Source organism: Aporhodopirellula aestuarii (assembly GCF_023701485.1).
Classification (GTDB): domain Bacteria; phylum Planctomycetota; class Planctomycetia; order Pirellulales; family Pirellulaceae; genus Rhodopirellula; species Rhodopirellula aestuarii.
The window spans coordinates 13,931-38,725 of the sequence record NZ_JAMQBK010000082.1; the positions used below are offsets into that span (position 1 = coordinate 13,931).

At 55.6% G+C, this 24,795-nt stretch carries 19 protein-coding genes; 9 read left to right on the top strand and 10 right to left on the bottom strand.

The window, feature by feature from the left end; translation table 11 throughout:
• Positions 1–454: 454 nt before the first annotated feature.
• On the top strand, positions 455–2,044 hold the full coding sequence (locus NB063_RS26780) for a S10 family peptidase (RefSeq protein WP_250932128.1): 1,590 nt from the start codon (positions 455–457) through the stop codon (positions 2,042–2,044).
• A 244-nt stretch (positions 2,045–2,288) separates the two neighbouring features.
• On the opposite strand, the gene NB063_RS26785 is transcribed toward NB063_RS26780, so the two are convergent.
• The 4 genes from NB063_RS26785 to NB063_RS26800 form a co-directional block, all read right to left on the bottom strand.
• Positions 2,289–2,948, bottom strand: coding sequence for a response regulator (locus tag NB063_RS26785; RefSeq protein ID WP_250932129.1), 660 nt, complete (start codon positions 2,946–2,948; stop codon positions 2,289–2,291).
• A gap of 22 nt (positions 2,949–2,970) precedes the next feature.
• Positions 2,971–4,980: an ATP-binding protein gene (locus NB063_RS26790; RefSeq protein ID WP_250932130.1), complete on the bottom strand. Its 2,010-nt coding sequence runs from the start codon at positions 4,978–4,980 to the stop codon at positions 2,971–2,973.
• Positions 4,981–5,482: 502 nt separating this feature from the next.
• Positions 5,483–6,070: a DinB family protein gene (locus NB063_RS26795; protein ID WP_250932131.1), complete on the bottom strand. Its 588-nt coding sequence runs from the start codon at positions 6,068–6,070 to the stop codon at positions 5,483–5,485.
• A gap of 254 nt (positions 6,071–6,324) precedes the next feature.
• Entirely contained in the window at positions 6,325–7,446 is a 1,122-nt protein-coding gene (locus NB063_RS26800; RefSeq protein ID WP_250932154.1) for a sigma-54 interaction domain-containing protein, read from the bottom strand.
• Between the two features lie 155 nt (positions 7,447–7,601).
• Here NB063_RS26800 and NB063_RS26805 point away from each other — a divergent pair, with 155 nt between their 5' ends.
• The 5 genes from NB063_RS26805 to NB063_RS26825 all read left to right on the top strand — a co-directional run bounded on the left by NB063_RS26805 (position 7,602) and on the right by NB063_RS26825 (position 13,565).
• Positions 7,602–9,005, top strand: a complete 1,404-nt coding sequence (locus NB063_RS26805; RefSeq protein ID WP_250932155.1) for an aldehyde dehydrogenase family protein — start codon at positions 7,602–7,604, stop codon at positions 9,003–9,005.
• A gap of 252 nt (positions 9,006–9,257) precedes the next feature.
• Positions 9,258–10,868: a phytoene desaturase family protein gene (locus NB063_RS26810; protein WP_250932132.1), complete on the top strand. Its 1,611-nt coding sequence runs from the start codon at positions 9,258–9,260 to the stop codon at positions 10,866–10,868.
• Positions 10,865–11,722 carry a lysophospholipid acyltransferase family protein gene (locus tag NB063_RS26815; RefSeq protein ID WP_250932133.1) on the top strand — a complete coding sequence of 286 codons (858 nt, stop codon included), beginning with the start codon at positions 10,865–10,867 and terminating at the stop codon, positions 11,720–11,722. The genes NB063_RS26810 and NB063_RS26815 overlap by 4 nt, the downstream gene beginning before the upstream one ends.
• Positions 11,715–12,917 (top strand): glycosyltransferase, encoded by a 1,203-nt coding sequence (locus tag NB063_RS26820; protein ID WP_250932134.1) that lies wholly within the window; start codon positions 11,715–11,717, stop codon positions 12,915–12,917. The genes NB063_RS26815 and NB063_RS26820 overlap by 8 nt, the downstream gene beginning before the upstream one ends.
• Positions 12,918–12,959: 42 nt before the next feature.
• A complete protein-coding gene (locus NB063_RS26825; RefSeq protein WP_250932135.1) occupies positions 12,960–13,565 on the top strand; it encodes a hypothetical protein in 606 nt (201 codons plus the stop codon).
• A gap of 54 nt (positions 13,566–13,619) precedes the next feature.
• On the opposite strand, the gene NB063_RS26830 is transcribed toward NB063_RS26825, so the two are convergent.
• The 3 genes from NB063_RS26830 to NB063_RS26840 all read right to left on the bottom strand — a co-directional run bounded on the left by NB063_RS26830 (position 13,620) and on the right by NB063_RS26840 (position 16,584).
• The gene (locus NB063_RS26830) at positions 13,620–14,606 is read right to left on the bottom strand and encodes an FAD-dependent oxidoreductase (RefSeq protein ID WP_250932136.1); all 987 of its coding nucleotides are present in this window, start codon (positions 14,604–14,606) and stop codon (positions 13,620–13,622) included.
• Positions 14,607–14,794: 188 nt separating this feature from the next.
• Positions 14,795–15,460 (bottom strand): ATP-grasp domain-containing protein, encoded by a 666-nt coding sequence (locus NB063_RS26835; RefSeq protein WP_250932137.1) that lies wholly within the window; start codon positions 15,458–15,460, stop codon positions 14,795–14,797.
• 323 nt (positions 15,461–15,783) lie between these two features.
• A complete protein-coding gene (locus tag NB063_RS26840; protein WP_250932138.1) occupies positions 15,784–16,584 on the bottom strand; it encodes an ATP-grasp domain-containing protein in 801 nt (266 codons plus the stop codon).
• An 832-nt stretch (positions 16,585–17,416) separates the two neighbouring features.
• Here NB063_RS26840 and NB063_RS26845 point away from each other — a divergent pair.
• Positions 17,417–18,271, top strand: a complete 855-nt coding sequence (locus NB063_RS26845) for an HAD-IIA family hydrolase (RefSeq protein ID WP_250932139.1) — start codon at positions 17,417–17,419, stop codon at positions 18,269–18,271.
• A gap of 157 nt (positions 18,272–18,428) precedes the next feature.
• Here the strand turns inward: NB063_RS26845 and NB063_RS26850 are convergent, their stop codons facing one another.
• Both NB063_RS26850 and NB063_RS26855 read right to left on the bottom strand, forming a co-directional pair.
• Positions 18,429–18,770 (bottom strand): hypothetical protein, encoded by a 342-nt coding sequence (locus NB063_RS26850; protein ID WP_250932140.1) that lies wholly within the window; start codon positions 18,768–18,770, stop codon positions 18,429–18,431.
• Positions 18,771–19,256: 486 nt separating this feature from the next.
• Positions 19,257–20,528, bottom strand: a complete 1,272-nt coding sequence (locus NB063_RS26855) for an outer membrane protein assembly factor BamB family protein (RefSeq protein ID WP_250932141.1) — start codon at positions 20,526–20,528, stop codon at positions 19,257–19,259.
• Positions 20,529–20,768: 240 nt separating this feature from the next.
• Here NB063_RS26855 and NB063_RS26860 point away from each other — a divergent pair, with 240 nt between their 5' ends.
• Together NB063_RS26860 and NB063_RS26865 are read left to right on the top strand one after the other, a co-directional pair.
• Positions 20,769–21,470: an alpha/beta fold hydrolase gene (locus tag NB063_RS26860; protein WP_250932142.1), complete on the top strand. Its 702-nt coding sequence runs from the start codon at positions 20,769–20,771 to the stop codon at positions 21,468–21,470.
• Positions 21,460–22,245 (top strand): methyltransferase domain-containing protein, encoded by a 786-nt coding sequence (locus tag NB063_RS26865; protein ID WP_250932143.1) that lies wholly within the window; start codon positions 21,460–21,462, stop codon positions 22,243–22,245. Before NB063_RS26860 ends, NB063_RS26865 begins: the two co-directional genes overlap by 11 nt.
• A 115-nt stretch (positions 22,246–22,360) precedes the next feature.
• Here the strand turns inward: NB063_RS26865 and NB063_RS26870 are convergent, their stop codons facing one another.
• Positions 22,361–24,757, bottom strand: a complete 2,397-nt coding sequence (locus NB063_RS26870) for a glycoside hydrolase family 3 N-terminal domain-containing protein (RefSeq protein WP_250932144.1) — start codon at positions 24,755–24,757, stop codon at positions 22,361–22,363.
• Between the last annotated feature and the right edge of the window lie 38 nt (positions 24,758–24,795).

The window sequence follows — 24,795 nt, forward strand, 5'->3', positions numbered from 1 at the left end:
CTGAACCGGAGGGATCTCGGGCTGTTGTTTTAGTCGAATTTGACTGCTGCGGGGGATCAATACTACCGACGCGCAAGCGAGTGGAGCAACGGAATCCCTTGCATGCGCCGCGGGCAAGTAAATCAACAGCCCGCTTGCGCAGTTCCGTTGCGAGATCTTATTGCTGTGGCAATAGCCCCGCAATCTTCTAGCTTGATGATCTGCCTGAGCCGTTTGCCTTGGCCGTTTGATGCCGTGGCCGTCCCAGTTGGCATGTGTCTCGCCCCTCAGACGAACGACGAGAATACAGAACGAGCTAAAGCAGTACGCGGATGGACGCCTGAGCACTCGTGGAACGAATCCACATTCGTGTTTGCATACCGTAGGTTAGAAGACGAGGGCGAACTATACTTGTGCGTAAAGTTGGTCGTTTCGAAAACGACGTTTCCCCTCTCCCTACTCACACGAAACTTTCATGCTCCGCTGCCTCGCCTTGTTCCTGTTTGTTGGTTTGTTTTCCGTCGCTGTGCCCTTTTGTCAGATCCAATCGGCGGCCGCAGATGCGAAGAAGTCTGGACAGCAAAGCGGGGATCAATCACAGGTCAAGAGTGACGAGAAACCTGCCGAAAAGAAGTCGGCTGACGAGACCGACGAGCCCTCCGAACCATCGGTGACGCACCACAAGACGTCGATTGCCGGAAAGAAATTCGCTTACACCGCGACCGCTGGCAAAATGGTCATGAAGGACGATGAGGGGAAGGTGAAAGCCCATGTCTTTTACGTTGCCTACAGCCTTGATGACGCCGATCCATCCAAACGTCCCGTCACCTTCTGTTTTAACGGTGGTCCAGGCTCGTCGTCCGTTTGGTTGCATTTGGGCATGCTCGGGCCACGTCGCGTCAAACTCAGTGATGATGCGAAACCGATCCGTCCGCCGCACGAAATGATCGACAACCCGTTCTCGCTGCTCGATAAAACTGACCTCGTGTTCATCGATCCTGTTAGCACCGGTTTCAGTCGCCCGGCGAAAGGCGAAGACAAACGGCAGTTTCACGGATACGACGAAGATGTACGCAGTGTTGGCCAGTTCATTCACGACTTCACGACGAAGTACGGTCGCTGGGGCTCACCGAAATTCCTTCTTGGCGAGAGCTACGGTGGATTGCGCGCGGCCGGATTGAGCGGCGAATTGCAAAACCGCTACCACATGTATCTCAACGGAATCGTGCTCGTATCCGCGGTTGTTGATTTCCAGACCTTGCGAGCGGCCGGAAATAATGACATCGCGTATACATTGTTTTTACCCACCTACGCCGCGACCGCGTGGTACCACAAGGCACTTCCAGCGCATTTGCAGTCGCAGAGCGTTGAGAAGGTAGTCGCGGAAGCCGAAGCGTTTGCACGTGAACCTTACATGCAAGCATTGCTCGCGGGTGATTCGATTTCAGATGAAGAACGAAAAATGGTGATCGCACGGATGGCAGAACTCACGGGCCTCTCCGCTGACTACATCGATCGTGCCAATCTGCGAGTCAACATGGGGCGATTCGGTAAAGAACTTTTGCGTTCTCGCGGGTTGGTAATTGGACGATTTGATGGTCGATACACTGGCGTCGACCGAGACCATATTGGCGATCAAGCCGAACATGACCCGAGTGCTTCTGCCGTATTTGGTCCGTTCACCTCCGCGATGAACCAATACCTGCGTGACGAACTGAAAGTCGAAGAAGACCGCGTTTATGAGGTCCTGACATCCAAAGTCCATCCATGGGACTACAGCGAGTTTGAAAATCGATTTGTCGACGCTTCCTCGACGCTGCGAAAGGCGATCACTGACAATCCGTTTTTGCGAGTCTACGCGGCATGCGGCTATTACGACTTGGCGACGCCATCGTTTGCGATGGAATACACTCGTCACCACCTCGGCTTGCCCGCCGAACTGCGTGGCAATTTCACCATGGGATTCTACGAGGCCGGTCACATGATGTACGTCCACGAACCCTCGCTAAGGAAACTCCGTGACGACCTGATCGAGTTCTACAAGTCGGCGTTGGAAGACGAGTAAAACATTGGCAGGAACGAAATCGCGTATTTCGATTTCGTTTATCTAGCGGCAGGACGCGAGCGGGCTGTTGTTTTAGTCAAATTGGGTTGCCTCGGGGGATCAGCATTCGCCCGAAACGCAAGCGAGTGAAGCAACGGAATCACTTGCTTGCGCGACGGGCTAGCAAAGCAACCGACAGCGAGCACTCAGGGTGTCAGTAAACTTCGGGTCTCGGTTGCCCAACGCACAAGCGATTTGCAGTTTGCTATAGCATGAGCAAGCCGAGTCGGTGGGCTTGATTGATCGCCGAAGGCGCATTGTTGACCTTGAGTTTCTCGTAAATGTGGGCAACGTGGGTGTCGACCGTCGAGTAGCCGATGTTCAGTTGTGAGGCGATCTCTTTTTTCACCAAACCCTGTGCGAGCAGTGTGATGATCTCGAGTTCGCGTTCGGACAAAAGCGGCGGTTCGTCGGTTTGCTGATTTCGCGTTTGCAAATTTTCAACGATGAACTTGGCTACGCCTTTATCCAGCGAGGCACCACCACTCATCACCGTCTGAATGCTCTCGGTGATCTCGTTGAGCGTCGCGGATTTCAGCAAATATCCCGAGGCGCCCAGCGAGATCGATCGCAGCACATCTTTCGCTCGATCAGATTGCGACAGTACTATGATCTTTGTATCTGGAGCGATCTTTCGAATCGCCGGGATAGCTGTTAATCCATCCATCCCTGGCAAACGCAAATCCAAAATGATTAGATCAGGCTGGTCGCAAGCCGCGGAGTCCTGGAGTGTACACAGCGCGATCTCGGCGGTGCCAAAATGGCTCAACAACTCCACGTCCGGCTCGTGTTCCAGCGCAATGCGGATCACCTCTTTGTATTCCACATTGTCTTCGACGAGCATGATGCGAGCGATTTTTTTCATGGGGAACTTCGCAGGATTATCGTTATCGGAAAATGGTGAATCGGTTCGGATGCAGTATCAGCGTAACCTCTGTCCCGCCACCGGGGGCTGGAACGACGGAAACTTTGGCCCTCAGAAGTCGGGCACGTCGGCGAAGCGAATTCGGAACAGTCGCCGTTTGCGAGTCGCTTAAACCCCGACCATTATCGGTAACAGTTAAACGCAGTTCTCCCGGAATTGCATGCAGTTCCGTGGTCACGCGTGTCGCGTGCGAATGCTTCAAAATGTTGGTTAAACACTCTTTGTAGAAAAGGAAAAGGCCGGTGCGCGTCCGTGGCCGAAGATCTTGAAGATGCTCTTCGCCAGAGAACGTCAGTTCATGCTCGAAGTCCGCCATCAGTCGCGCCGACGTACGTCGCATGTCGTTAACGAGGTCCTCAAACAGCCCGGTCGATTCTAGCATATTCGTGCAATACCGCGTCGCGGCGCCGCTGCGTTGGGTAAGGTCACGGATCTGTCGCACCAGCGAACTCAACCGATCCGGTGAATCCGACGCTTTCTGCACGAGATCGCCCAGCAATCCGATCGCGTGCAGGTTCGCACCAAGTTCATCGTGCAAGTCCGCTGCGATTTGCTCTCGCATTTGAAAGACGGCCCTTTGACGCAACGTGCGTTCGAACAATACCGTGCAGACGATGATGAATCCGAGCAAACCGACCAACCAAGATAACAATCGCAGATTGGCTTTCTGACGGAGGTACCGTTCGTTCAATTCCCCCGCGATGCGTGGACGTTCGTATTCGAGATCGTGCCGTCTTGCCAGTTCTCCGAGCCATTGCTTGTGCGGCAGAATCTTGCCAAAAAGATTGTGTCCATCGGTGAGTGCGGAAATGTTTCGCGCCGGACCGCTTGTCTTGTACTCCACGCTCGGCGTTTTCCCTTTGGCGACGTTGACGCCATTGGAAAAAATTTCGATCTCGGCGAATCCAATACGTGTCCCACTCAGGTCGTTTTCGGAATAGTAGTAGGGCTGCGTAGCGACCAACCGAACATAGCGGCATTCGGCTTCGGGAAACCGCCGCATGACGATCGGTCCCGAGTGGTAATCCGATAATATTTCGTAGTCCGTTAGTCGAATGGCATCCGAGAAGTCCTCCAGATTCGCGCCCTCGATAATTAGCTCTCGGGGAAACCCAAAGTCTTCGGGAACTGATTGCGGGACGGTATCGCTCTGGTCGATCGAGTGAAGGTGGATGCGGTTGATGCGTTGTTTCCTTTCCAAATCAATCACGATCTCGGGCCTATCACCGACGCCCACCATACTGAGATACGCGAGACTCTTCGTCCCCTCCGACGCGTCAATCAAATACGGCACGAATCCATCCACGAGATAATCCTTGTGCCAAGGCGTCGCGGGACGCGATTCGCGACTCGACGACACACTCACTTCCTGTCGCAGTGCCACGTTTTCGATGCCACTAAAGATCAGGATCTCGGACAACTGCAACACATACATGCCGTCCCATCCGCGAGGTGAGAGCACTGACGCTTCGATACGTATCCAGTCAGCAACTACCGGATGAATCGCAATGACCACCGGCGCAACACGTGGTGAATGTGACTCGTCTGCTGAGAAAGTTGCGACGACGGTCCCTTCGTCGTCGACTCCGTTCCCAACACGAATTCGAAATTCCTCAGGAAAACCGTCCTCACGATATCTGTTGGCTGTGTCACGCCAAATCGTTGGAACAAGAACCACCTGATCAATAGTCGCCGGTTCAGCAAGATTGATTTGGATCCACTCGCCTTTTGTGCGATCTCGTTTTGGCCAGGAGCGAAAGCCAACTGCCCCGATGCCCGTTCTCATGCTTGGCGTAGCAAGCGATTTCAGCGAATTATCGATTGTCGCGAGCCGTTGCTGCAACGTTTGCCCGGAGAGTTTACTTAAACTCGACGTCGCACCTGCCGATTCAGCATGAAATGTGGTCGCCGCAAGATAGATCACCGTGACAACCACGGCCGTAATCGTAACCAGAAAAAACGCGGTTCTCAAAACAGGATGCATTGACGTTGAGACGACCAGGGGATTCAGTAGAGACAGAGGCGTGTGTCACAGCATAACCGTCCCCGGACACCGACACCCTCGCTAGATAGCGTCAATTTTTACGAAGCTCGGTCTCTCGGGACGTTGGTTATTTTAGTGTGTTTTCTAACCGTCCGGTCCCGAGTCACCAGACGGCTCACGCCGTTCCGCTACTTTTGAAATCCCGCAGTAATTGATTCGACGTCACGAGAGGCTCACCTACGCAAGAGGCGAAAACAGCAATACGTCAGCCTGAAAGTGGCGTTATCCAGCAAGGTCACCTCGATTCGGAACGCGAACATATTTCATATCGCGCATGGTTAGCAAACTTGACTGATCATTTGCATCCCGTAAATACAGGATGCGACATCAAGACTTCAACCACCGCTTCTGCGTGCAACCAACACCGTTCTACGATGAACTAAATTGCATTGGATTGCGCGATAGAGACAGAATGCTTCGATAAGTGGCGTCACCTATCGGCGTTTTGACCGGTTTCGTCTGCCGCGAAGACACTACGGCTCGCGGACGTCCCCCACGACTTTTCATTGTGTTCTGACGAGCCGCCTGGTGCGACGGTCAGCCAACGCCACTCGCCCACATGAACCATCCGCGCGATCATCGCGATTTGTCCCACGTGATAGGTCAAATGCGTTATCGATCGGGTCAGGGCCTGAGCGACCGAGTGAGCTTCCCCTCGGATAAAAATCGTTTTCCCCGCGGTATCCTCATCGATCGCATTGACGGCTGATTCAAACGCACGCCAACCTGATTCGAAATGTTCGATCAAAGATTGCCGATCTCCCTCCCAGTCCAAAAATTCAGAGTCGCGATCCCGGTCAGGCTTTTCTCCATCCGTCGTCAGAAAATCGGTCCAACGGCTCTTCAAATTGCCGCCGAGATGGCGAAGGATAATCGCGACGGAGTTGACATTCGCGGAGGGCCGAGCGAACAGCTCATCATCGGTGAGCTGAGCCGTGATCGCATCAATCATCCTTCGATACGCCTGAACGGTCTCCCACATTGCTGCCTGCCATCGATTCGAATCCGCTGAATCCATCGTGCACCGTACCGATAAAGTAAGGGGTGAGATTAGCCAGAATATCAAACGCCGGGGGTGGATTGCGAATTCCACCGCATCCATTTCCACACGCCCTCGTACATTTTGGAAAATGACGACGGCGCTCGATAGGCAACTGTGTTTGCCAGAGCGTCGGCGATCATAGGGTAAACGCTTTCACTACTCGAATGCCGGCACCGCCGCTCAGACGAAACAGCTCGCCGTTCTGAGCTCATTGGCTCCTTCGTTTCCACTCAGCCGAGGCCGTACTGTTTGATCTTTTTGTAGAGCGTGTTGCGGTTCATGCCCAATCGTGAAGCTGCTTTCGTCTGCACGCCTCCACACTGGGCGAGTACCTGGGCGATTAGTTCTTTTTCGATTTGGTCAACCACGGATGCGTGAACATTTTCATCATCGTCGGCCTCGGCGAGTCCTCGTGACACGACGAATCGTGTAAGCGTTTTGACATCCATGCGGTCGACATAGGTGGCCGGGCTGACGGCGGCTTGGTTGGGGTCGAGTGGACGGCCACCCGTACTCTCGGTGCCAGACGTTTCGACCGGTAGATAGGGATCGCCGCTCTGCCCCGGCTCACCAGACACATCATTGCCTGTCGCAAACGGTCTCGAAAAATCGTTGAACGGTGTTTCGCCACTGACGACACAGGCGGGCAGAAGATCGAGCGTCAATTCGTCGGTATCGCTCATGACGACCGCGCGTTCGACGTAGTTTTGCAGTTCGCGGACGTTTCCGGGCCAGTGATATTCTTGCAGTGCCAGCATCACCTCGGGCGAGATGTGGGTGACGTATCGGTCGTTGAGCTCATTGTAGTGATCGAGGAAAAACGAGACGAGTGCGGGAATGTCTTCGCGGCGATGCCGCAGGGCGGGAATTTCGATCGGCACGACATTGAGTCGCCAATAGAGGTCTTCGCGAAAACGGTCGTTGTGAACCTGACGCATCAAATCACGGTTACTAGCCGCGATCACACGTGCATCGGTGTGATGCGTGGTGGTGTCGCCGACCCGTTCGAATTCCTTTTCTTGCAACACGCGGAGCAATTTGACTTGCAACGTCATAGTCGTCGAGTTGATCTCGTCGAGAAAGATCGATCCGCCGTCGGCAGCTTCGAAACGCCCAGCACGATTGGCAATCGCCCCGGTGAACGAACCCCGGACGTGTCCGAATAATTCGCTCTCGAGCAGGCTTTCGCTCAATGCCCCACAATTGACTTTGACGAATGGGCCGCCGCTGCGATGGCTGAGCTGATGGATGGCCGACGCCACGAGTTCTTTACCCGTACCGGTTTCACCAAGGATTAGCACCGATGCGTTACTAACGGCGACCTTGCGGGTCACGCGATCGACTTCGCGCATTGCGGGGGATCCACCGATCACACCCGGCAGCAGTTGATTCCGGAGACTCACTTGGAACTGGCTTGACTGGTACGATGGACTGTCACCCGGTTTCCCAACCTGACGAGGACGAATTGACTCGCGCGACAAATTATCACGAACTGACGCCGTGGGCTATGCGGTCCCAGGCCGAACGGTGCCGAATCATCGGTAAAGCTCGGCATGAGATAGCCCGTTGTGCGGATCATTTGATCTCTGCGGCGCGAAGCGAGCAACGAACGGACGACCTTGAAACCGTCACCTCGGAGCTAATCCCCTTATGTGACGCTTTAGGGTGGATCGGCCGCCACGGCCGAAAAGTACTATCGAACCGGCCCGTTGGGCTGTCCGGACGCCCCATTTGGATATGGGGTGTTCGCAGTGAGGTCCAGCGGGTGCCGTGGGGACGGGTGCTGATACTCGGCACCTGGAATTATCCAATTTTTTTAATTGGTGTCCAAACGGCCCAGGCCCTCGCGGGTGGAAACACAGTCCTTTTGAAGCCGGCCGCGGGTAGCGAGCAAGTCACCCAGGAACTGGCGAACGCGTTCTATCGAGCGGGCGTTCCGACCGATTCGCTGCGTCTGCTCGACAGCTCGACCGCTGCGGCCGTGGAGGCCATGGATGCGGGAGTCGACCTAGTCGTTTTGACCGGGGCAGCCAAAACCGGACGCAAAGTTCTCCACCAAGCCGCCGAACAATTGACTCCCGCGATCATGGAATTGTCGGGCGTCGACGGCGTAATCGTGCTGCGAGGTGCGGACCGACAACGTGTGGTTTCGGCGATCCGGTTCGGGCTTCTCTTCAACAGCGGTGCGACTTGCATCGGTCCGCGACGAGTGATTTTTGTGCAGGATCATCAATTGCCCAGCGTTGACCCCGATTGGGTCGCGGATTTGATTGCCACTCTCGGTGCCGCGGATGCGGTTCTCGTCCATCAGGCCGCCCGAGACAGCGTTGCGTCCGTGATCGAGTCTGCAATCGCACAGGGCGCCGTGGACCGGATCGGCAAATTCAACGGCGAGGAGCTTCGCCGAAGCGGCCAAATGCATCCGGTCGTATTAACGAACGTCCCACAGGAACACGACGTTTTGCAATCGGATTTGTTTGCCCCCGTGATGTCGCTGCTTCCCGTGGAATCCGTCGATGAAGCGGTCGAGGCGATCAACACCTGCCGCTATCGGTTGGCGGCCTCCGTTTTTGGGGCGACCGGGGAGGCACAGGCGGTTGCCGAGCGGCTGGCGGTCGGATCGGTTGTCGTGAACGATCTCGTGGCACCGACAGCCGACCCGAGATTGCCTTTTGGTGGCCGTGGGGAAAGCGGATTCGGGGTGACGCGTGGTCCGGAGGGCCTGCTGGCGATGACCACTCCCCGTGTCATTTCGACGCGTCATGGCGGTATCGCACCGCACCTCTCGCCCCGCAACGATGCCGATACGGAATTGTTAACCGGCGTCCTACAACTCAACCATAGCCGTGGTTTTCGCGATCGAATTGAAGCCTTGCGACGTCTGGCTACTGCCGCGAGGCGGCGTCGTTGAGTAAAACCCAGGTATCCGTTTTTCGGTCGACAATCGTGCATTACCGGACGGCGATTGACGAGGATCGCGATCGGTTCCCGTCGCGGTCGACGGTCGATTGTCCGACACGCAGACGCTGCATGCACACCGGAATGATTCTTTGAGGTTAGTTTTGCACCACGTTCCGCGGTATGGACGCTAAACGCATCCTGAACCGTCAATTCCTTTGACCTGCCCCTCTCTCGTACCCAAAACACCATACAATCGCTCGTTATGATCGCCCCTGAACCTACTCGCGACTCGAATCCGACCAAAGATCCGCAACATGTCGTCGTCATCGGCGGCGGTTTGGCCGGTTTGTCGTCCGCCTGTGTGTTGGCTGCTCGTGGTCACCGCGTCACCCTGTGTGATAAGAACGATTGGCTTGGCGGCAAAGCTGCTGAGCATCGAACGGGCAGCTATCGGTTCGACATGGGACCGACGATCTTGACCCTGCCCAGCGTGCTGCGTCGCGTGTTTTCCGAAGCCGATCGGAACATGGACGATTATCTCGAGATCGTGCCACTCGATCCGCAATGGCGTTGTTTTTTCGAAGGAACCGCCGCGGCGGGAACAAGCGAAAACACCGTCCTCGACTTGGTCGCCGATGTGGACGCGATGAAGCGACACTTGCTCGATTTCACCGGCGGCGAAACCGCCGGAAATGGCTACGAAAAATTCCTGCAGGTCAGCGAGCAACTCCACCGCGTCTCGGATCGCTTTTTCTTTTGGCGATCAATCGGTGGGCTGGCCGACACGATGGAGGTCGGCGGTGCCTTTTCGGCGGCGGTTTTGAAAGACGTGCTATCGCTGCGGATGGGGCGGAGCGTGGCGTCGGTGGTTCGTTCGCACGTTCCGGAACACCGAGTCTCGCAGATGATGGATCACTTCACCCAGTACGTCGGTTCGTCTCCCTACGCGTCACCCGCGGTTCTTTGCGGGATCGCTCACATGCAAACCGAAGAAGGGATCTGGTATCCGATCGGCGGCACACGAGCGGTACCCGAGGCGCTAAGCAAGCTGGCCTCGGAACTCGGAGTTGACTTGCGAACGGGGACCGATGTGCTGCGGATCGAAACGGACGCGTCGGGCGTTACCGGCGTAACGATCGCGGACGGTGAGACGATTCCGTGTGACGCAGTCGTGAGTAACTGCGACGCGGTGCGAACCTACACAGAGTTACTGCAGGGAACGAGTGCCTCGAAAACGTTTGTGCGGAAGAACCGTTACGAAGCCGCGTGTAGTGGTGTGGTGCTGTACCTCGGCCTCAATCGCCGATACGAGCAGTTGCTGCATCACAATTTCATCTTTTCGAAAGATCCCGAATCCGAATTCGATTACATCTACCATAAAGGGGAACCGGCTCCGGACCCGACCGCCTACGTTTGTGCTCCGTCGGTTTCAGAACCAGGTGTTGCGCCGGAGGGATGCGAAGCCTTGTATATCCTCGTTCACACGCCGTATTTGCGTCCGCAGCATGATTGGAAGGCGATGTTGCCGGCTTACCGCGAAGTCATCTTGGACAAACTCGAGCGTACCGCTGGAATGGACGGAATTCGCGACGCCATCGTGACTGAAGATTCACTGACGCCGGAGGGCATTCACAATCGGTACCGCGTTCTCAACGGCGCGATCTACGGTCTAGCCAGTCATGGTAAATTCACCGGTGCGTTCAAACCGGGGAATCGTCGCAAGGACATTCGCGGTCTGTACCTCGCCGGCGGTGCCGCGCATCCGGGACCGGGGATGCCGATGGTGCTGATGAGCGGCTGGATTGCCGCCGATTCACTCGACCAGGACGCGCGGGCTCAACGTCTCGCAACCACTGCCGGATCTAGGATTTGAACGCGAACGCCTCTACCGATGGCCATGCGAAGACAGGAAAGTCATCCGAAGGCGTCATTGCGCCACCAGCGGCGTGGTTTCAAAATGGATTTCACCGATTTCTCGATTCCTATTTGAAACGACATTTCCACGCGATCGCATTTGAGCGAACGGATATGCCGGCGGCGATCAGTCGGAATTTGAACGAGCCCGTGATCGTCTACTGCAATCACCCCTCGTGGTGGGACCCCTTGCTCGCACATTATGTGAATCGAAAACTATTTGCGCCTCGTCAGTTGTATGCGCCGATCGATGCGGCGGCATTGAAGAAGTATCAAGTGTTCGAGAAGCTCGGTTTATTTGGCGTCGAGCTGCACTCGTCTCACGGTGCCGCTGCGTTTCTGAAAACAACCGCTGAGTTGTTTCGTCGGTCGGGGACCGCGTTGTGGTTGACGCCCGAGGGACGGTTCACGGACGTTCGTGATGATCAGGCTGAGCTGATGCCTGGGCTCAGCCATCTGTGTTCACGAACCGACCGTGGGTTGGTCGTGCCGATGTCATTGGAATACGCGTTCTGGGAGGAGCGATTGCCAGAATGCCTGATCCGGTTCGGAGAAGCTGCCTCGCTCGCCGAATATGCCAACCGTTCGAAGGCTCAGTGGGCGGAAGATCTTACGGCCCGTTTGCGCGACAATCAGGCCAAGCTCGCGGAATTGGTGATCGCGCGATCAGCGGAGCCATTTGAGAATTTGCTGCACGGCAAATCTGGCGCGTCGGGGATTTATGATTGGGCACGCCGGCTGAAGTCGTGGATGTCATTTCACCGATTTGACGCCGCACACGGAGACAAATTCGGGAGTGCGAGCGATGAATGATTGGATTGTAATCGTGATGCTGTGGGCGTTGCCGAGTGTGGCTTTGCTGCTCGCGTTAATCGCCGGATTGATGTTTGCAGGAAACCTACCTCGATTCACGCGTTGGCGCGGGGGTGAATTGAGCCCGGAGGAAGAAGCTCCGTCGATTTCAGTTTTGATTCCGGCGCGAGACGAAGAGGCTGGAATTCGCGAAACAGTGCAAGCGGTACTCGATAACACCGGTGTGGTTCTCGAAGTCGTGGTTCTCGATGACGGCTCCTCGGACTCCACCGCCGAAATCGTTCGGACGATGTCGGCCGAAGATCCGCGAGTACGATTGCTCGACGGAATCGAATTGCCCGCCGGCTGGAATGGCAAACAACATGCGTGTTTTCGGCTCGCCGAATCAGCACAATATGAAATGTTTCTGTTTCTCGACGCCGATGTCCGACTTACCCCGACGGCGCTACAGCAGTTGACGCGTCGAAAGTCCCAATACGCAATCCGTGGACCTGCCGAAGGAGAGCCAATCGCCTTGCTCAGCGCGTTCCCGCACCAGGAAACCGGTACGCTGCTCGAAAAACTGCTGATTCCGATGATGCACTACATCCTGTTGTGCTATTTGCCGATCTCGCGAATGCGATCAAGTACGCATCCGGCCTACGCAGCGGGCTGCGGTCAACTATTCGTGACCGATCGCGAATCGTATCAACGCTGTGGTACACATGAGGCGATTCGATCGACCCGCCACGATGGTCTCAAACTGCCAAAGGTCTATCGTGAACAGTCGATGATGACGGACTGCGTCGATGGCACCGGACTGGCGACGTGTCGCATGTACACGGGCGCCGTGGCGGTCGTGCGAGGGTTGCTCAAGAATGCAAGCGAAGGGATCGCGAATCGGCGACTGCTGCTTCCGTTCACGATCTTGCTCGGTGGGGCCAATATCCTGCCGTACTTCACCTTGGTCTACGCGTTGACGCAGCGTGGACACGGTACACTTTCGATTTCATACGGATTCGCAGTCTTAGCCAGTATCGGGGCGATCATCCTCAGCCATCTTCCTCGATGGGTCGCCGCGAGAAAGTTTCGCCAGAGCGTCGTCGGTGCGATTTTCCACCCGATCGCAGTCTTTATTTTCCTGCTTTTGCAATGGATCGCGTTTTTTAACCATTTAAGAGGAAAACAAATCGCGTGGCGCGGACGTAGCACGTGATCGGTTTGACTCACGCCCCATTCAACAAAAAGAATTGGATCCATGCCTGCCTCCCCGACTCGAAACGTCGCTCGTCGTCTACGCGGTTTACCAACGGTGATCGGCACAATGGCGATTTGCGTGACCGCCGTCTCCTTCGTGGGCTGCGGCAAAGAAACCGCCGGGACCAGTGATTCAGCGGTGACTGCGGGAGCGATTTCGAGTGATTTGGTTTTGAAGCAAAAACCAGAAAGCGTCCTCTCGCTGACCGACGCGGCAGAAAAATTGGTCGGACCAGAGGACGCCCCCAACGAACCGAACGCCTCACAAGAAGTCGTCTTGATCGGTCGTATTGACGCAGGCGATTTCCCCGCTTTTCAAGAAGGTCAGGCGACGTTCATGCTCAGCGAACTGCCCGCGGACGGGCATGGCGTCGACGATCCCGACCACGAAGACAATTGTCCATTTTGCAAACGACGTGCAGAGAAAGCACCAAAGGCAATCGTCAACCTCGTCGGCCAAGACGGCATGACTCTGACCACCGACGCTCGCAAACTAATTGGGGTGGCCGAAGGCGACCGAGTCATCGTGGTGGGAACCGGTTCCTACGACGAGTCGGTGAACGCGATTACGCTCAACAGCAGCGGTGTGTACACCGGCCCTTGGTGAGCAACGTTTCCCACGCATGCGCAGGAGGCAGGTCCAAGTGACCGTATTGCGAACTCAATCGGACAACGCTGCAAAATAGTCGCTCGCTATCTCGGCGACTTCATCGGCACATCCCCAGGCGACCGTATAACCGCCTCCGCCATGGCCATAGTTATGAATTACCGGGCGATGCTCCGCGAGCATTTCTAGCTCTAAACGCACTTCGCGTCGTCCAGGACGCAAACCAACGGTTGTTCCCAATACTTCACAATCGCTGATTTTCGGTACCAGTTCGGAACAACGACGGATGATGTCGGCGGTGTCCGCCTCGGACGGATTGCGATCCCAATTACCGTTCTCGGATGTGCCCCCGAGGATTACGTCAGACGAGCGTGGCAGAACTAGCGTCAGGGCATCATCGTTCTGATAGATACGCGTCGACTCCCTCAGTCCTTCCGGACGCGACACCCGCACGACTTGCCCGCGGATCGGGAATACTTCAGGATCGTTTACAAACTCGCGTGCCCAAACCCCCGTGCAATTGACCACCAAATCAAAATCGGGGAAGAGCTCGGACGGGTTTCCGATCTCCGCGATATGAATGTTGGCGTGCTGCGTCACGCGTTCTCGCAATCGAGTGACAAATATTGGAACGTCAATGACAGGCAACACAACTAGGTAGGCTTCGCCGCAAGGGACGCCGTAGCGTGCCCCGTCGATCTTCTCCCAGTGCTCGACGAGCTCGAGCACGTACGCGCTATCATCGGGGTCAATGCAAAACCGGAAGTGCTTTTCAAAGTGCACTCCCGAATCCGAATCAGCTCGTAGTCGCACGTACTCCTCGTGCGTGGACTTTGCCCACTGAACGATTCGATTTTGCGGGTAGGCCTTGTGCGGCCACCAATACGCCCCCGCGGACATCGACGTAGTCGCGGCAAGTTCTTCCTTGGAAAAAATCTCCACCGAAAATCCACGCTCGATCAACCGCAGAGCACTGGCGAGCCCGATCACTCCTTGTCCGACAACGGCAATCCTTTTCGTTTTCAAAGTCGTTTCGTTCAATGGCGTGCTCGCTTTTCAGTGCTTTCGTTTTAATCAGCTCCCGCAGCATGGAAGACTAGCGTACTGGCAAGAGGAGGCGTTCTAGTTGCTTGTTCGGTTATTTTACCCCACGAAGCGTGCGACAAACATCGCCTGCGCAGCTCGGTCATCACCGTACCAACCGCCGTCGCAAATATCCCGACGGCGGATCAGTAGCTCGACACAGCTTGCTCATACGCAGGCAGCGCGTCGTTGATGAACAGGGCCATGGTTGCACCAAACCGCGGATTGATTTCGAAGAGCTTGATCCGGTTGCCACGCAGTTTGTAATTGAAGCAGCAAACGCCCTCGAAATCGATCGCACGCACGATGTCATCGAACAGATCAAAAAACGGCGTGCGTTCCAGCGTCTCGCGGTGCATCGCTTTGCACCTACGCCCTTTCACATACGGCCCTGACGGAAAGGAGTACTTGCACGCTCGGCTGAATGTAATCCGACCTTTGGCGGCAATCGCATGAGTCGCGTACTCCTCCTCTCCAACGACATACTCCTGCGTGAAGTAATCTGCGTCAAGCAAGAGCGACTGCAGTTCACGCTCTTGTTCTGCGTTTTCGATGACGAACGTACCGTCTCCGTAAGACGAAACTCGCTTCTTCAACAAATAGGGATAATCGAGCTCACCGCCGGTTACCGGCATGTGCTCGGCAAACCCGAGTTCGATGAGACGCTGCGTCAGAGCCAGCTTATCCTCGCAAAGCCCGATCACATCGTCCGTCGGCACGATTGCACTCACCCCGTGAAGATCGCGGGCATGCTGGTTGAGGTGCTGCGTATCCAGGACCGTCATCGGGAACACCAAGTCGAAGCGTCGCATGTTAACATGCGAAAACGCATAACAGTATGGTGCGTACCCGCGCAACACGCTGGCAATTTCTTGGTTCCAGTCGTCCTTCCGCGAGAACAAGACGGATGTCTCGCGTCGAAGTCGGCTAACTGCGAGCCTCAATCTGTCTTTCCAAATCATCCGAGCACGATAACCATTTGGCAGACCGGGTGAAAGCCTGCGACGATAACTCGTTAGTCCGACCGACAATTGCGACCGACAACCGTGATCAATGAGCGCGAGCCGGCATGCCTGGGGCATACCGACGTAGTCCCCAAACACTCAACTCGCCCCGCATCACTAATCGATTATCGCTAATAACCCCGAACGGCTTGTTCGTACGCAGGCAACGCGTCATTGATGAACAACGCCATTGTCGCACCAAAACGCGGATTGATCTCGAATATTTTGACGCCGCCGTCGCACGTTATTTTAAAATCGATACAACAGATACCTTCGTAATTGATCGCGCGCAGTATCTCGGCAAACAGGTCCAGGTGTGGTGCACATTCAAACGTCTCGCGATGAATCGCCCGGTGCGCACGTCCTTTTACATACGGTCCGGTGGGAAAGTAGTACTTGCACGCTCGACTGAATACGATCTCTCCTTTTACCACGATGGCATGAGCCGCGTACTCTGTCTCTCCTTCGACATATTCTTGGACGAAGTGCGTGTCGGCACGCAGAAGAGACTCAAACTCACGCTCTTGTTCTGCGTTTTGAATGACGGCCGTTCCATCTCCGTAGGCTGAAACTCGCTTCTTCAACACGTAGGGGTAGTCCATACGCACGCCTGATGCGGGAACGCATTCACCGAACCCCAGTTCGGCGAGACGCATGGACCAAGCCATTTTGTCCTCGCAGAGGTCCAACACATCCTCCGACGGTACGATCGCTTTTGAACCATGTAGGTAACGAGCATGGCGATTCAAATATCGTTGATCGGGCACCGTCATCGGGAACAACAGTTCGAATTGACTCAGCTTGACTTGCGAGAACGCGTAGCAAAATGGCGTGTAGCCCGTTAGCACGCCCGCTATCTGCTCGTTCCAGTCATCCTTGCGTGAAAACAACACCGACGTCTCTCGACGAAGCCGGGCTGCAGCGAGTCGCATTGCGTCTTTCCATCTCATCCGAACACGATAGCAATTACACAAATGGACCGTAAGCCTGAGATCGACGACGCCACAACGAGCGGAATGTTCAGTTGATTGCGGACACCGACGTTCAGCGCGACACGAAACCTATCTAGTGTCAGTTGCTGCAAACCGAGTATCAGTAAAAGGCTTCAACAGAACTGCGATTCGCTCAATGCGCATTTGGCATCTGAGATAATGGACGGCGCATACAGCTCAATGGGAATTTGCCAGCACAGAACACATTCGAGCAAACACGCCTCATCAAAGAACTGCCGCCCTCCAGAATCTTCGGTGCACTCGTCTGGTTCTATGGACAAACACACATGCCGAATGTGTGCTATTGCGGTGATCATGCCATCCTTGTCGATGCAAAACAGCTTCGAGTGCAGCTGGTGCGATGCGTCACGCTTCCCAATCATTCGCGGCCGCATTCGTCGATTTCACCAGGCTATCCAGTGTGATCTAGATACTTCGGCGCAATCTAATGGCACCTCCGCTTCTTGACACGCAAACCGTTGCGTTTGATATCTCGCAAATTGGCAAAATCAAAAAAAGATTGAAAAACGCCGTCATCTTCCGGTCAGATTTCCTCCCTACCCGATCGCGCAGTGTCCGTGTTCTCGCCGGGCAACGAAACCTCGGTTGACCACTCTTTTGACACCGCAATACTGCCAACAACACGGCGATCAATGATTGGTTGCGACAACCATTGACAATTCGCCTCCCGCAGGCACCGACCTGGGCAGTGGGGGAACGATCTACTGATCGACACGTTTTACTAACGGAAGCAAAACTCAAGGGACTATCGATGCAGACAGGACTGTTGATCGACATGGACGGTGTGATCTACCGGGGAAGTCAACTGATTCCCGGTGCCGACCGATTCATCCAAGCGCTCAAACGTGAGCGCATCCCATTTCTATTCTTGACCAATAATAGTCAGCGTACCCGCCGGGATGTCGCGACAAAGTTGGAACGAATGGGAATTGACGTGGCTGAGAAGCACATCTTCACATGTGCGATCGCAACGGCACAATATTTAGCGACGCGCAAGCCGCAAGGCACCGCGTATGTCATCGGAGAAGGCGGGCTTTTGCAGGCTCTCCACGGACAAGGTTATTCGATCGTTGATCACTCACCGGACTTCGTCGTCGTCGGTGAGGGACGCACGATCACGCTCGATACGCTCGAGCGGGCAGTCAACATGATCATGGACGGCGCCAAGCTGATTGCAACGAATCTGGACCCGAACTGCCCCACCATCAACGGGACTCGGCCAGGATGCGGGGCGACTGTCGCGTACTTGGAAGCCGTGACCGGCATCAAAGCGTTTGGGGTCGGTAAGCCGAGCCCGATCATGATGCGTGCCGCTCGGAAACAGCTCGGACTGGCGACATCACAAACCGTGATGATCGGCGATACGATGGACACGGATATCTTGGGCGGAGTCCAAATGGGCTATCGCACGGTGCTGACTTTGACCGGTACGACGAAACCGGAAGATTTGGACCACTACGCGTTTGGCCCCGACGTCGTGATCGATTCGATCGCCGACATGGAAGATCCACTCGCCTTCTTGGCTCATACACTGCCCAAGGGAAACCAGGAAGACGACACCATCACCAGTCTCACGGCGTGGCGAGAAGCCCAATTAGCTCAGTAGCATCGATCTGAAAGTCGCCCCGTAATCGTGGCGGGTGACCGTTCGGAGAAGGTACGAGAACGCACCAGGGGCATACGTGCCACTGGTGCGCGGTGGTATCGACACTTGGCGTTTCTCACCGGGATGGGGCGGCTTTCACTGACGCTGCGAACCTTCCTCAACGTGGCGTCTCCACGATCCTTTTGAGAAGTCGCCGCCACGCCTCACAGAAGGCTGTCGTAATGGAGTCCGCTTTTTGCTTGCTACGATTGACACGCCAAGCGATGAAGCGAGGAATCGCATCGCGACTTGAATGACCGGGCAAAAAGGTCTGGTCAAGAAACATCTTCAGCGTAACGACGGGTGTGTCGATTGCATCTTGAATGCGATACCCAAGCAACTCGCAAATTTCGCGCAGGTCGGCGGAAGGTAGGAATTGTTCAAAGTCAAGCGATTCCGCAAGTTCAGCCTCGAATTTGCCCGTCACAAAAGCGACAGATTGGCTAGTCTTCGTGTTCACGCGGGGACATCTGTCGGTGCGTTCATCACATGGCGACGGGGCTCCGTCATGATTTCAGATATGGCTGGGGCGATCGATTGACGCCAATGACGCTGTGCGAAATCGCTAGTACTACAGGCTGTGTCAACAAAGCTAATCACGACTACCTGTAGGTTCTTGCTTCTTGACCACGCGGCATTCCAATCGCCCCCAGTTCTCAGCGAAGCACTTCCACCATCACGATCGCGCTGCCGACTCGATCGGTCCTGTCGAGGCATAAACCTTCGCAGCCCGATGCCAGCACGCGGCTTGGGGTTACCCAGCTAAGCAGCAGCGATCTATCGCCATCGAGAAACGCGAACCCAGCGGGACGCTCAGTGTCCCCAGTCCGCTGGACTGGCCTAGTCAAATTGCTGAACCTCCGGCACGATTGAATCCCAAACGCACGACTTCAAAATTGCCGCTTTGGGTTCATAGAATCAACAGCCAACTGAGAATGCAGGCTGTTTACTCGTCGCCGGCGATGCAGTAGATGGATTGGTTGGAACGCAGGAGCAGTTGACCATTGACGATCGCCGGGGTGGCGTTGAAGATCTCGCCTTCTTCTCCGACTCGGTTGATCGCGAGTTCACGGTAGGTTGGTTCCGCTGCGATAACAACGACTCCTTCGTCGCGGGTCGTCAGGAACAGCTTTTCCCGATCCGCAACGATCGATGCGTACACGCGACTTCGCGTGGGCAACCGTTCGCGGAACATTTCTTCGCCGTCACTCGCCCGCAAACACAGTGCGATCGCCTTGTCGTGCGACCAGTACAAGTGTCCGCTGTGTAGAACCGGGGTCGTGACGTTGGCGCCGCGGGAGACCTCCCACACGAGATGCGAATCGCTGACATCGCCGCGACCTCCGGCTTTCACGACAAACGTTTTATTGCTGCGTCCACCGCTACAGTAAAGCGTGCTCCCATCGGCGACGATCGCTGGCACAACATAGTCCTCGATCGCATCGAACGACCACAATTTCTCGCCGGTTCGCGGATCGAGTCCGAGGATTTTGCCCTGTTGGTTCAGGATGAGTTCGTACGATCCGTCTTCGAGCTTCACGACCGTCGGCGTCGTCCAAGCCTTGACGATGTTGTCGGTTCTCCAAGCCACTTCGCCGGTTGCTTTGTCCAATCCGTAGACCGCACCTCCTTCGATCGAGGCGTTCATAATGACCAGCCCTTCAAACTCGATCGGGCTCGCCGCGGCACCAAATCCGACAGTCTTGGTGCCGACGTTCCTGCGCCATAAAAACTCGCCATCGTGCGTCAATGCGATCACGCCCGACGGCCCAAAGTAAGCATAGACATTGGCTTCGTCGACGCACGGCGTCGGAGAGGCGTACCCGTGTTCGGCGACACGTTTACCAATCGGCTGCTCCTCCGGTGCGGGTTCAAACTCTTTGTCCCAAAGCACCTCTCCGCTGTGCAGCGACAAACACACGACATGGAGCCTTAAATCCTCTCGAGATCCCGGATCTTCCACGGAATCTCCGTAGCCTGAGTAGGCAGTCAAAAAGATCCGATCGCCGATCACGACGGGGCTACTCGCACCGGCTCCGGGCAGATTCGTCTTCCACCGCAGGTTTTGCTCGTTGCTCCACGTCGTTGGGACGACGGTGTTGCTAACCCCCGATCCATGTTCGCCTCGAAACCGAGTCCACTCCTCGGCAAACGTTACCGGCCCGAAAGCCATGCAACTGAAAACAGCGAACAGCAAAGATCGATTGATAGATCGCATCGGTCAAAACCTCTCGAAGCGGCGGATAAATGAGAATGCCCGCATGATAACGCAACGCCAGTGCTGGTTGGGCACAGCATCCACACCTTTCGGAGCCAGCGATCCGATCACAGAATGCCGAACCACGCATGGAATGTGTGACGGCGTTGCACGTGGACGACGCGAACGGACCAATAGCCGAGCTCTGTCACGCCAACCCAGGGTATCGCCCTGCGATCGATCATCATGCAAAATGCGACTATGAAAACGAAATTGTTCTTAGTCAGTGGATGGGCATTTGGTCGGGCGGCCCTTGAGGGGGTGTCCGAGCAGTTGGGGGCGGAATTTGACGTGACCTGTTTCTCGTCGGAGGAACTTCTTCGGCCTGGCAAATTGGCCGAGATATTGCCCGCCGATCAGGAATGCGTGCTCGCCGGCTGGTCTCTGGGGGGGATGTTAGCACTGGCGGCGGCGGCAAAACTGCGGCAAGGCTCGAAGTTGGTACTGATTGGCAGCACGGCCAAGTTTTGTGCGAGCGACGATTCACCGCACGGCGTGCCACCGGCCCAGGTGCGGTCGATGGCGATCGCGTTTCGGCGACAACCTCAGCAAACGCTCGCGAATTTTCGCCGACAGACGGCACTGCCGCATCCCCCACTGCCCGCCATTTGGCATGACCAAGACGACTGGGAAGAATTGCTGGAAGGGCTAAAATACCTTCGTGAGGCCGATTTGCGTGACGTCGCTGATCGCCTTACCGTTCCGACGTTGGTTTTACATGGACGCGATGACCAGGTCATTTCGCCTGAGGCGGCTCAGGATCTGTCGCGACGAATTCAGAATTCTGAGTTAAGAATTCACGACGAGAATGGTCACGACTTACCCATGCGAGACCCCCAATGGGTCGCTGCCAACCTACTTGATTTCTGGAAATCCGATGTGGCTCGCCCCGATGCAGGATAGAACGATTCACGCGAGATTCACCGCGTCGTCATCTACCTACGATCGCCATTCACACGTCCAGGAACAAGTTGCAAATAAATTGATCGAGATCACCGCCCCTCTATCTGATGTGGATCGCATCTTAGAACTGGGGTGTGGAACGGGGCGGCTGACTCAAAAGGTCTGTCTGCGTTATCCGAATGCGGCGATCACAGCCGTCGATCTTTCCGGCGCGATGATCGACCAAGGCAAAACGAATCTGGGTGGAAACGAACGTATCGAATGGATCGTGTCAGATGTGTGCGACTACCAAACGAGCGAGCCGTTCCCGCTCATCGTCAGCAGCTCGGCACTCCACTGGGTGACACCCATTGACCTAGCGTTTGATGCGATCGATCGCGCCGCCCGGCCCGGTAGTCAAATCGTGTTGGCGATGATGCTGCACGACACACTTGGCGAACTGCACGACGCCCGGCTACGAGTCACGCCGCACAAACCGCCTCGATCGCGGTTGCCAACCCTGGCCGATATTTCTGACGTTTCGTCTCGATTGGGCTGGCTAACGCACCACCGCTCGCAGCGTGTCTTTACGGTTCGACATGCATCGGCTCGCGAACTGCTCGCTGCGATTCATCAACAAGGCCTGACCGGGGGAACCGTGTCGCAGTCACACACGCCGCTGAATCGTGGCGAACTCGCATCCCTGATCAAGGACTACGACTCTAGCTATCGAGACAGCGATGACCAAGTCGTCGCCAGCTATCAAGTTGGGTTTTTACACTGCGAGAGAGTGTAAAACGCGAGCCCGCATTCGGATTCGCGTGATCGGTCGGCGATTCGGTGCGTATCGATACTGCGCAAAAAAACGCGACCCGATCGATGATGGATCGGGTCGCGAAACGAGCAACCAATTATTTGGTGATCGTGAAGCTGCCTTTGTGCTTGATACCGCCCTCACCGGAGGAATCGCTAATCATCACGTCAAAACGGCCAGGCTCGACAACCCATTGGTTCTCGCGATTGAGCATCTTCAAATCTCGTTTGGGCGAGAGTTTGAAAGTCACTTTTTTCGACTCGCCCGCCTTGAGCGAAACTCGCTCAAATCCACGCAAGAGCTGTTCGAACGGCGTCACCGATGCGACGGCGTCCTTGGTATAGAGCTGCACGACGGCGTCTCCGTCTCGGTCGCCCGTATTGGTGACTTGGCAGGTGACCGTGATTTCCTCATCGGCGGTCGCTTCGGTCGGACTGATCTGCATGTCTTCATAACTGAACGTTGTGTAGCTCAGGCCATATCCGAAGTAGTAGAGCGGCCCTAGCACGCGGGTGGTTCCCCAGCCGTTGGGATCGTGGCGAGCTTCTTGTTTGGCCCATGCACCATTGCGATGGGGGACAGCCAATGGAATCTGCCCTACCGTTTTGGGGAACGTGATCGGCAGTTTTCCACCAGGGTTGTTCTCGCCAAAGACAGTCTCGGCAACGGCCTGGCCGACTTTCTCGCCACCATGCCAACAAACGAGAATACCATTGGCGTACTCATTGATCCAATTGACGCTCGCGGAACGACCAATCATCAAAACGACAATGACGGGCTTGCCTGTTTTTACCATCTCTTGAACGAGCAAGTCCTGGTGGCCGGGCAAGTTCAGATCGGTACGCGATCGTGATTCACCGACGGTATCATCGTTATCGCCCATCACAGCGATGATCACGTCTGCATTCTTGGCCGCCTCAATCGCTTGATCCAGTTTGGCTTGTTCTTCTTCGTTAGGCGGCTGGGGCAAGATGCCTGAACCGGGGAACGTCGCGTCGTAGTAAGCAACGCCTTCGGAGTGAATCACATCGGCACGATCGCCGAGGAACGCTTTGATACCTGCCAAGGGAGTGATAACATCGGAGGTGCCGGGTCCGTATCGACTGATCATCGGCGATGCGTCGTCGGAAGCCGGACCGGTGACGAGAACCGTGCCGCAGGACTCAGCGCTGAGCGGTAGGATGCCGTCGTTCTTGAGCAGCACCATTGCTTCGCGTGCCGCACGCAGCGTTGTCTCGGCGTTCGCTTCGCTATGCACGATGCTCGGAGCCGCCTCAGCGTCAACGAATGGAGCATCAAACAGCCCTAGTTCAAACTTCACTCGCAAAACGTCGGCCACGCGGGCGTCAAGCGTCTCTTGGGTAATGCGGCCGTCCGCGACCACTTTGCGCAGCGGCAAAATAAAGTCTTCGGCTTTCTTGAAGTTTGTCCGAACATTCAAGCCCGCGTTGACGGCTTGAGCGATCGCATCCTCAAAGTCTTCTGCGACTTCGTGTTGTTCATGCAACCGAGAGACCGCACCGCTGTCGGATACGACGTAGCCTTTGAAGCCATACGTGTCTCGCAACAATTCGGTGAGAAAGTAGTGGCTGCCCGTGACAGGGATGCCGTCGTAAGTGTTGTAAGAACTCATCGCACCCTTGGGATGCGCCTCGGTGATCACCTTTTCGAACGGATGCATCAAAATTTCTTGCATGTCTCGGTACGGAATCTGGGGATCCGTACGAGCACGTCCGTCCCGACCGCCATGAGGCGTGCTGTAGGCAGCGAAGTGTTTGACCGTCGATGCGACGCCTTGCGATTGCAACCCAAGCGTCTGTTCTTTGCCCAACTCACCCACGAGGTAGGGAGACTCGCCATAACATTCGATGGTGCGTCCCCAGCGCGGGTCGCGAACCACATCGAGAATGGGCGAATAGATGTTCGTGTATCCCAACGCTTTCGCCTCCCTCCCAGTGATTTCACCGATGCGACGCACGAGTTCGCGATCCCAAGTCGCTCCGATCGCGAGTTGGCTCGGGAAGTTGCTAGCCAGGGTGTGACAGAGGCCGCGGATGCCTTCGTTGGTAAAATCGACAGGAATGCCCAAACGAGTTTCTTCGATAAACCAACGCTGAATCAGGTTCAGCAGATCGGCATGTTCCGCATGCCCAGTCATGTCCATCACTTCGCGAACACCGTTGGCATGTTCGTCGATGTTCGCGATGCCATCTTTCCAAACGCGTTTCTTCCACTCTTCGGTCGGATGAGTTGTTTTGAGAACACGCTTGTGTCCGTAGATGGTTCCCATCTGCGCGGTTTTTTCGTCGACGCTCATGCGACCGATCAAGTCGGCCACCCGCTCATCGATGGAGAGTTTCGGATTCTCGTAGGGATCCATCTCGCCATTCTTATTACGGTCGATCCAACCGTCGTGGTAAATGCCCTCGGCAAACCCCTGGCCGCTCACCAGCATTAACGCAATGAAGGCGAATCGCAATTTCATGTTGTGCATCAGTTTTTCTCTTTCAATCAAACGTTCTCGACTCGAAC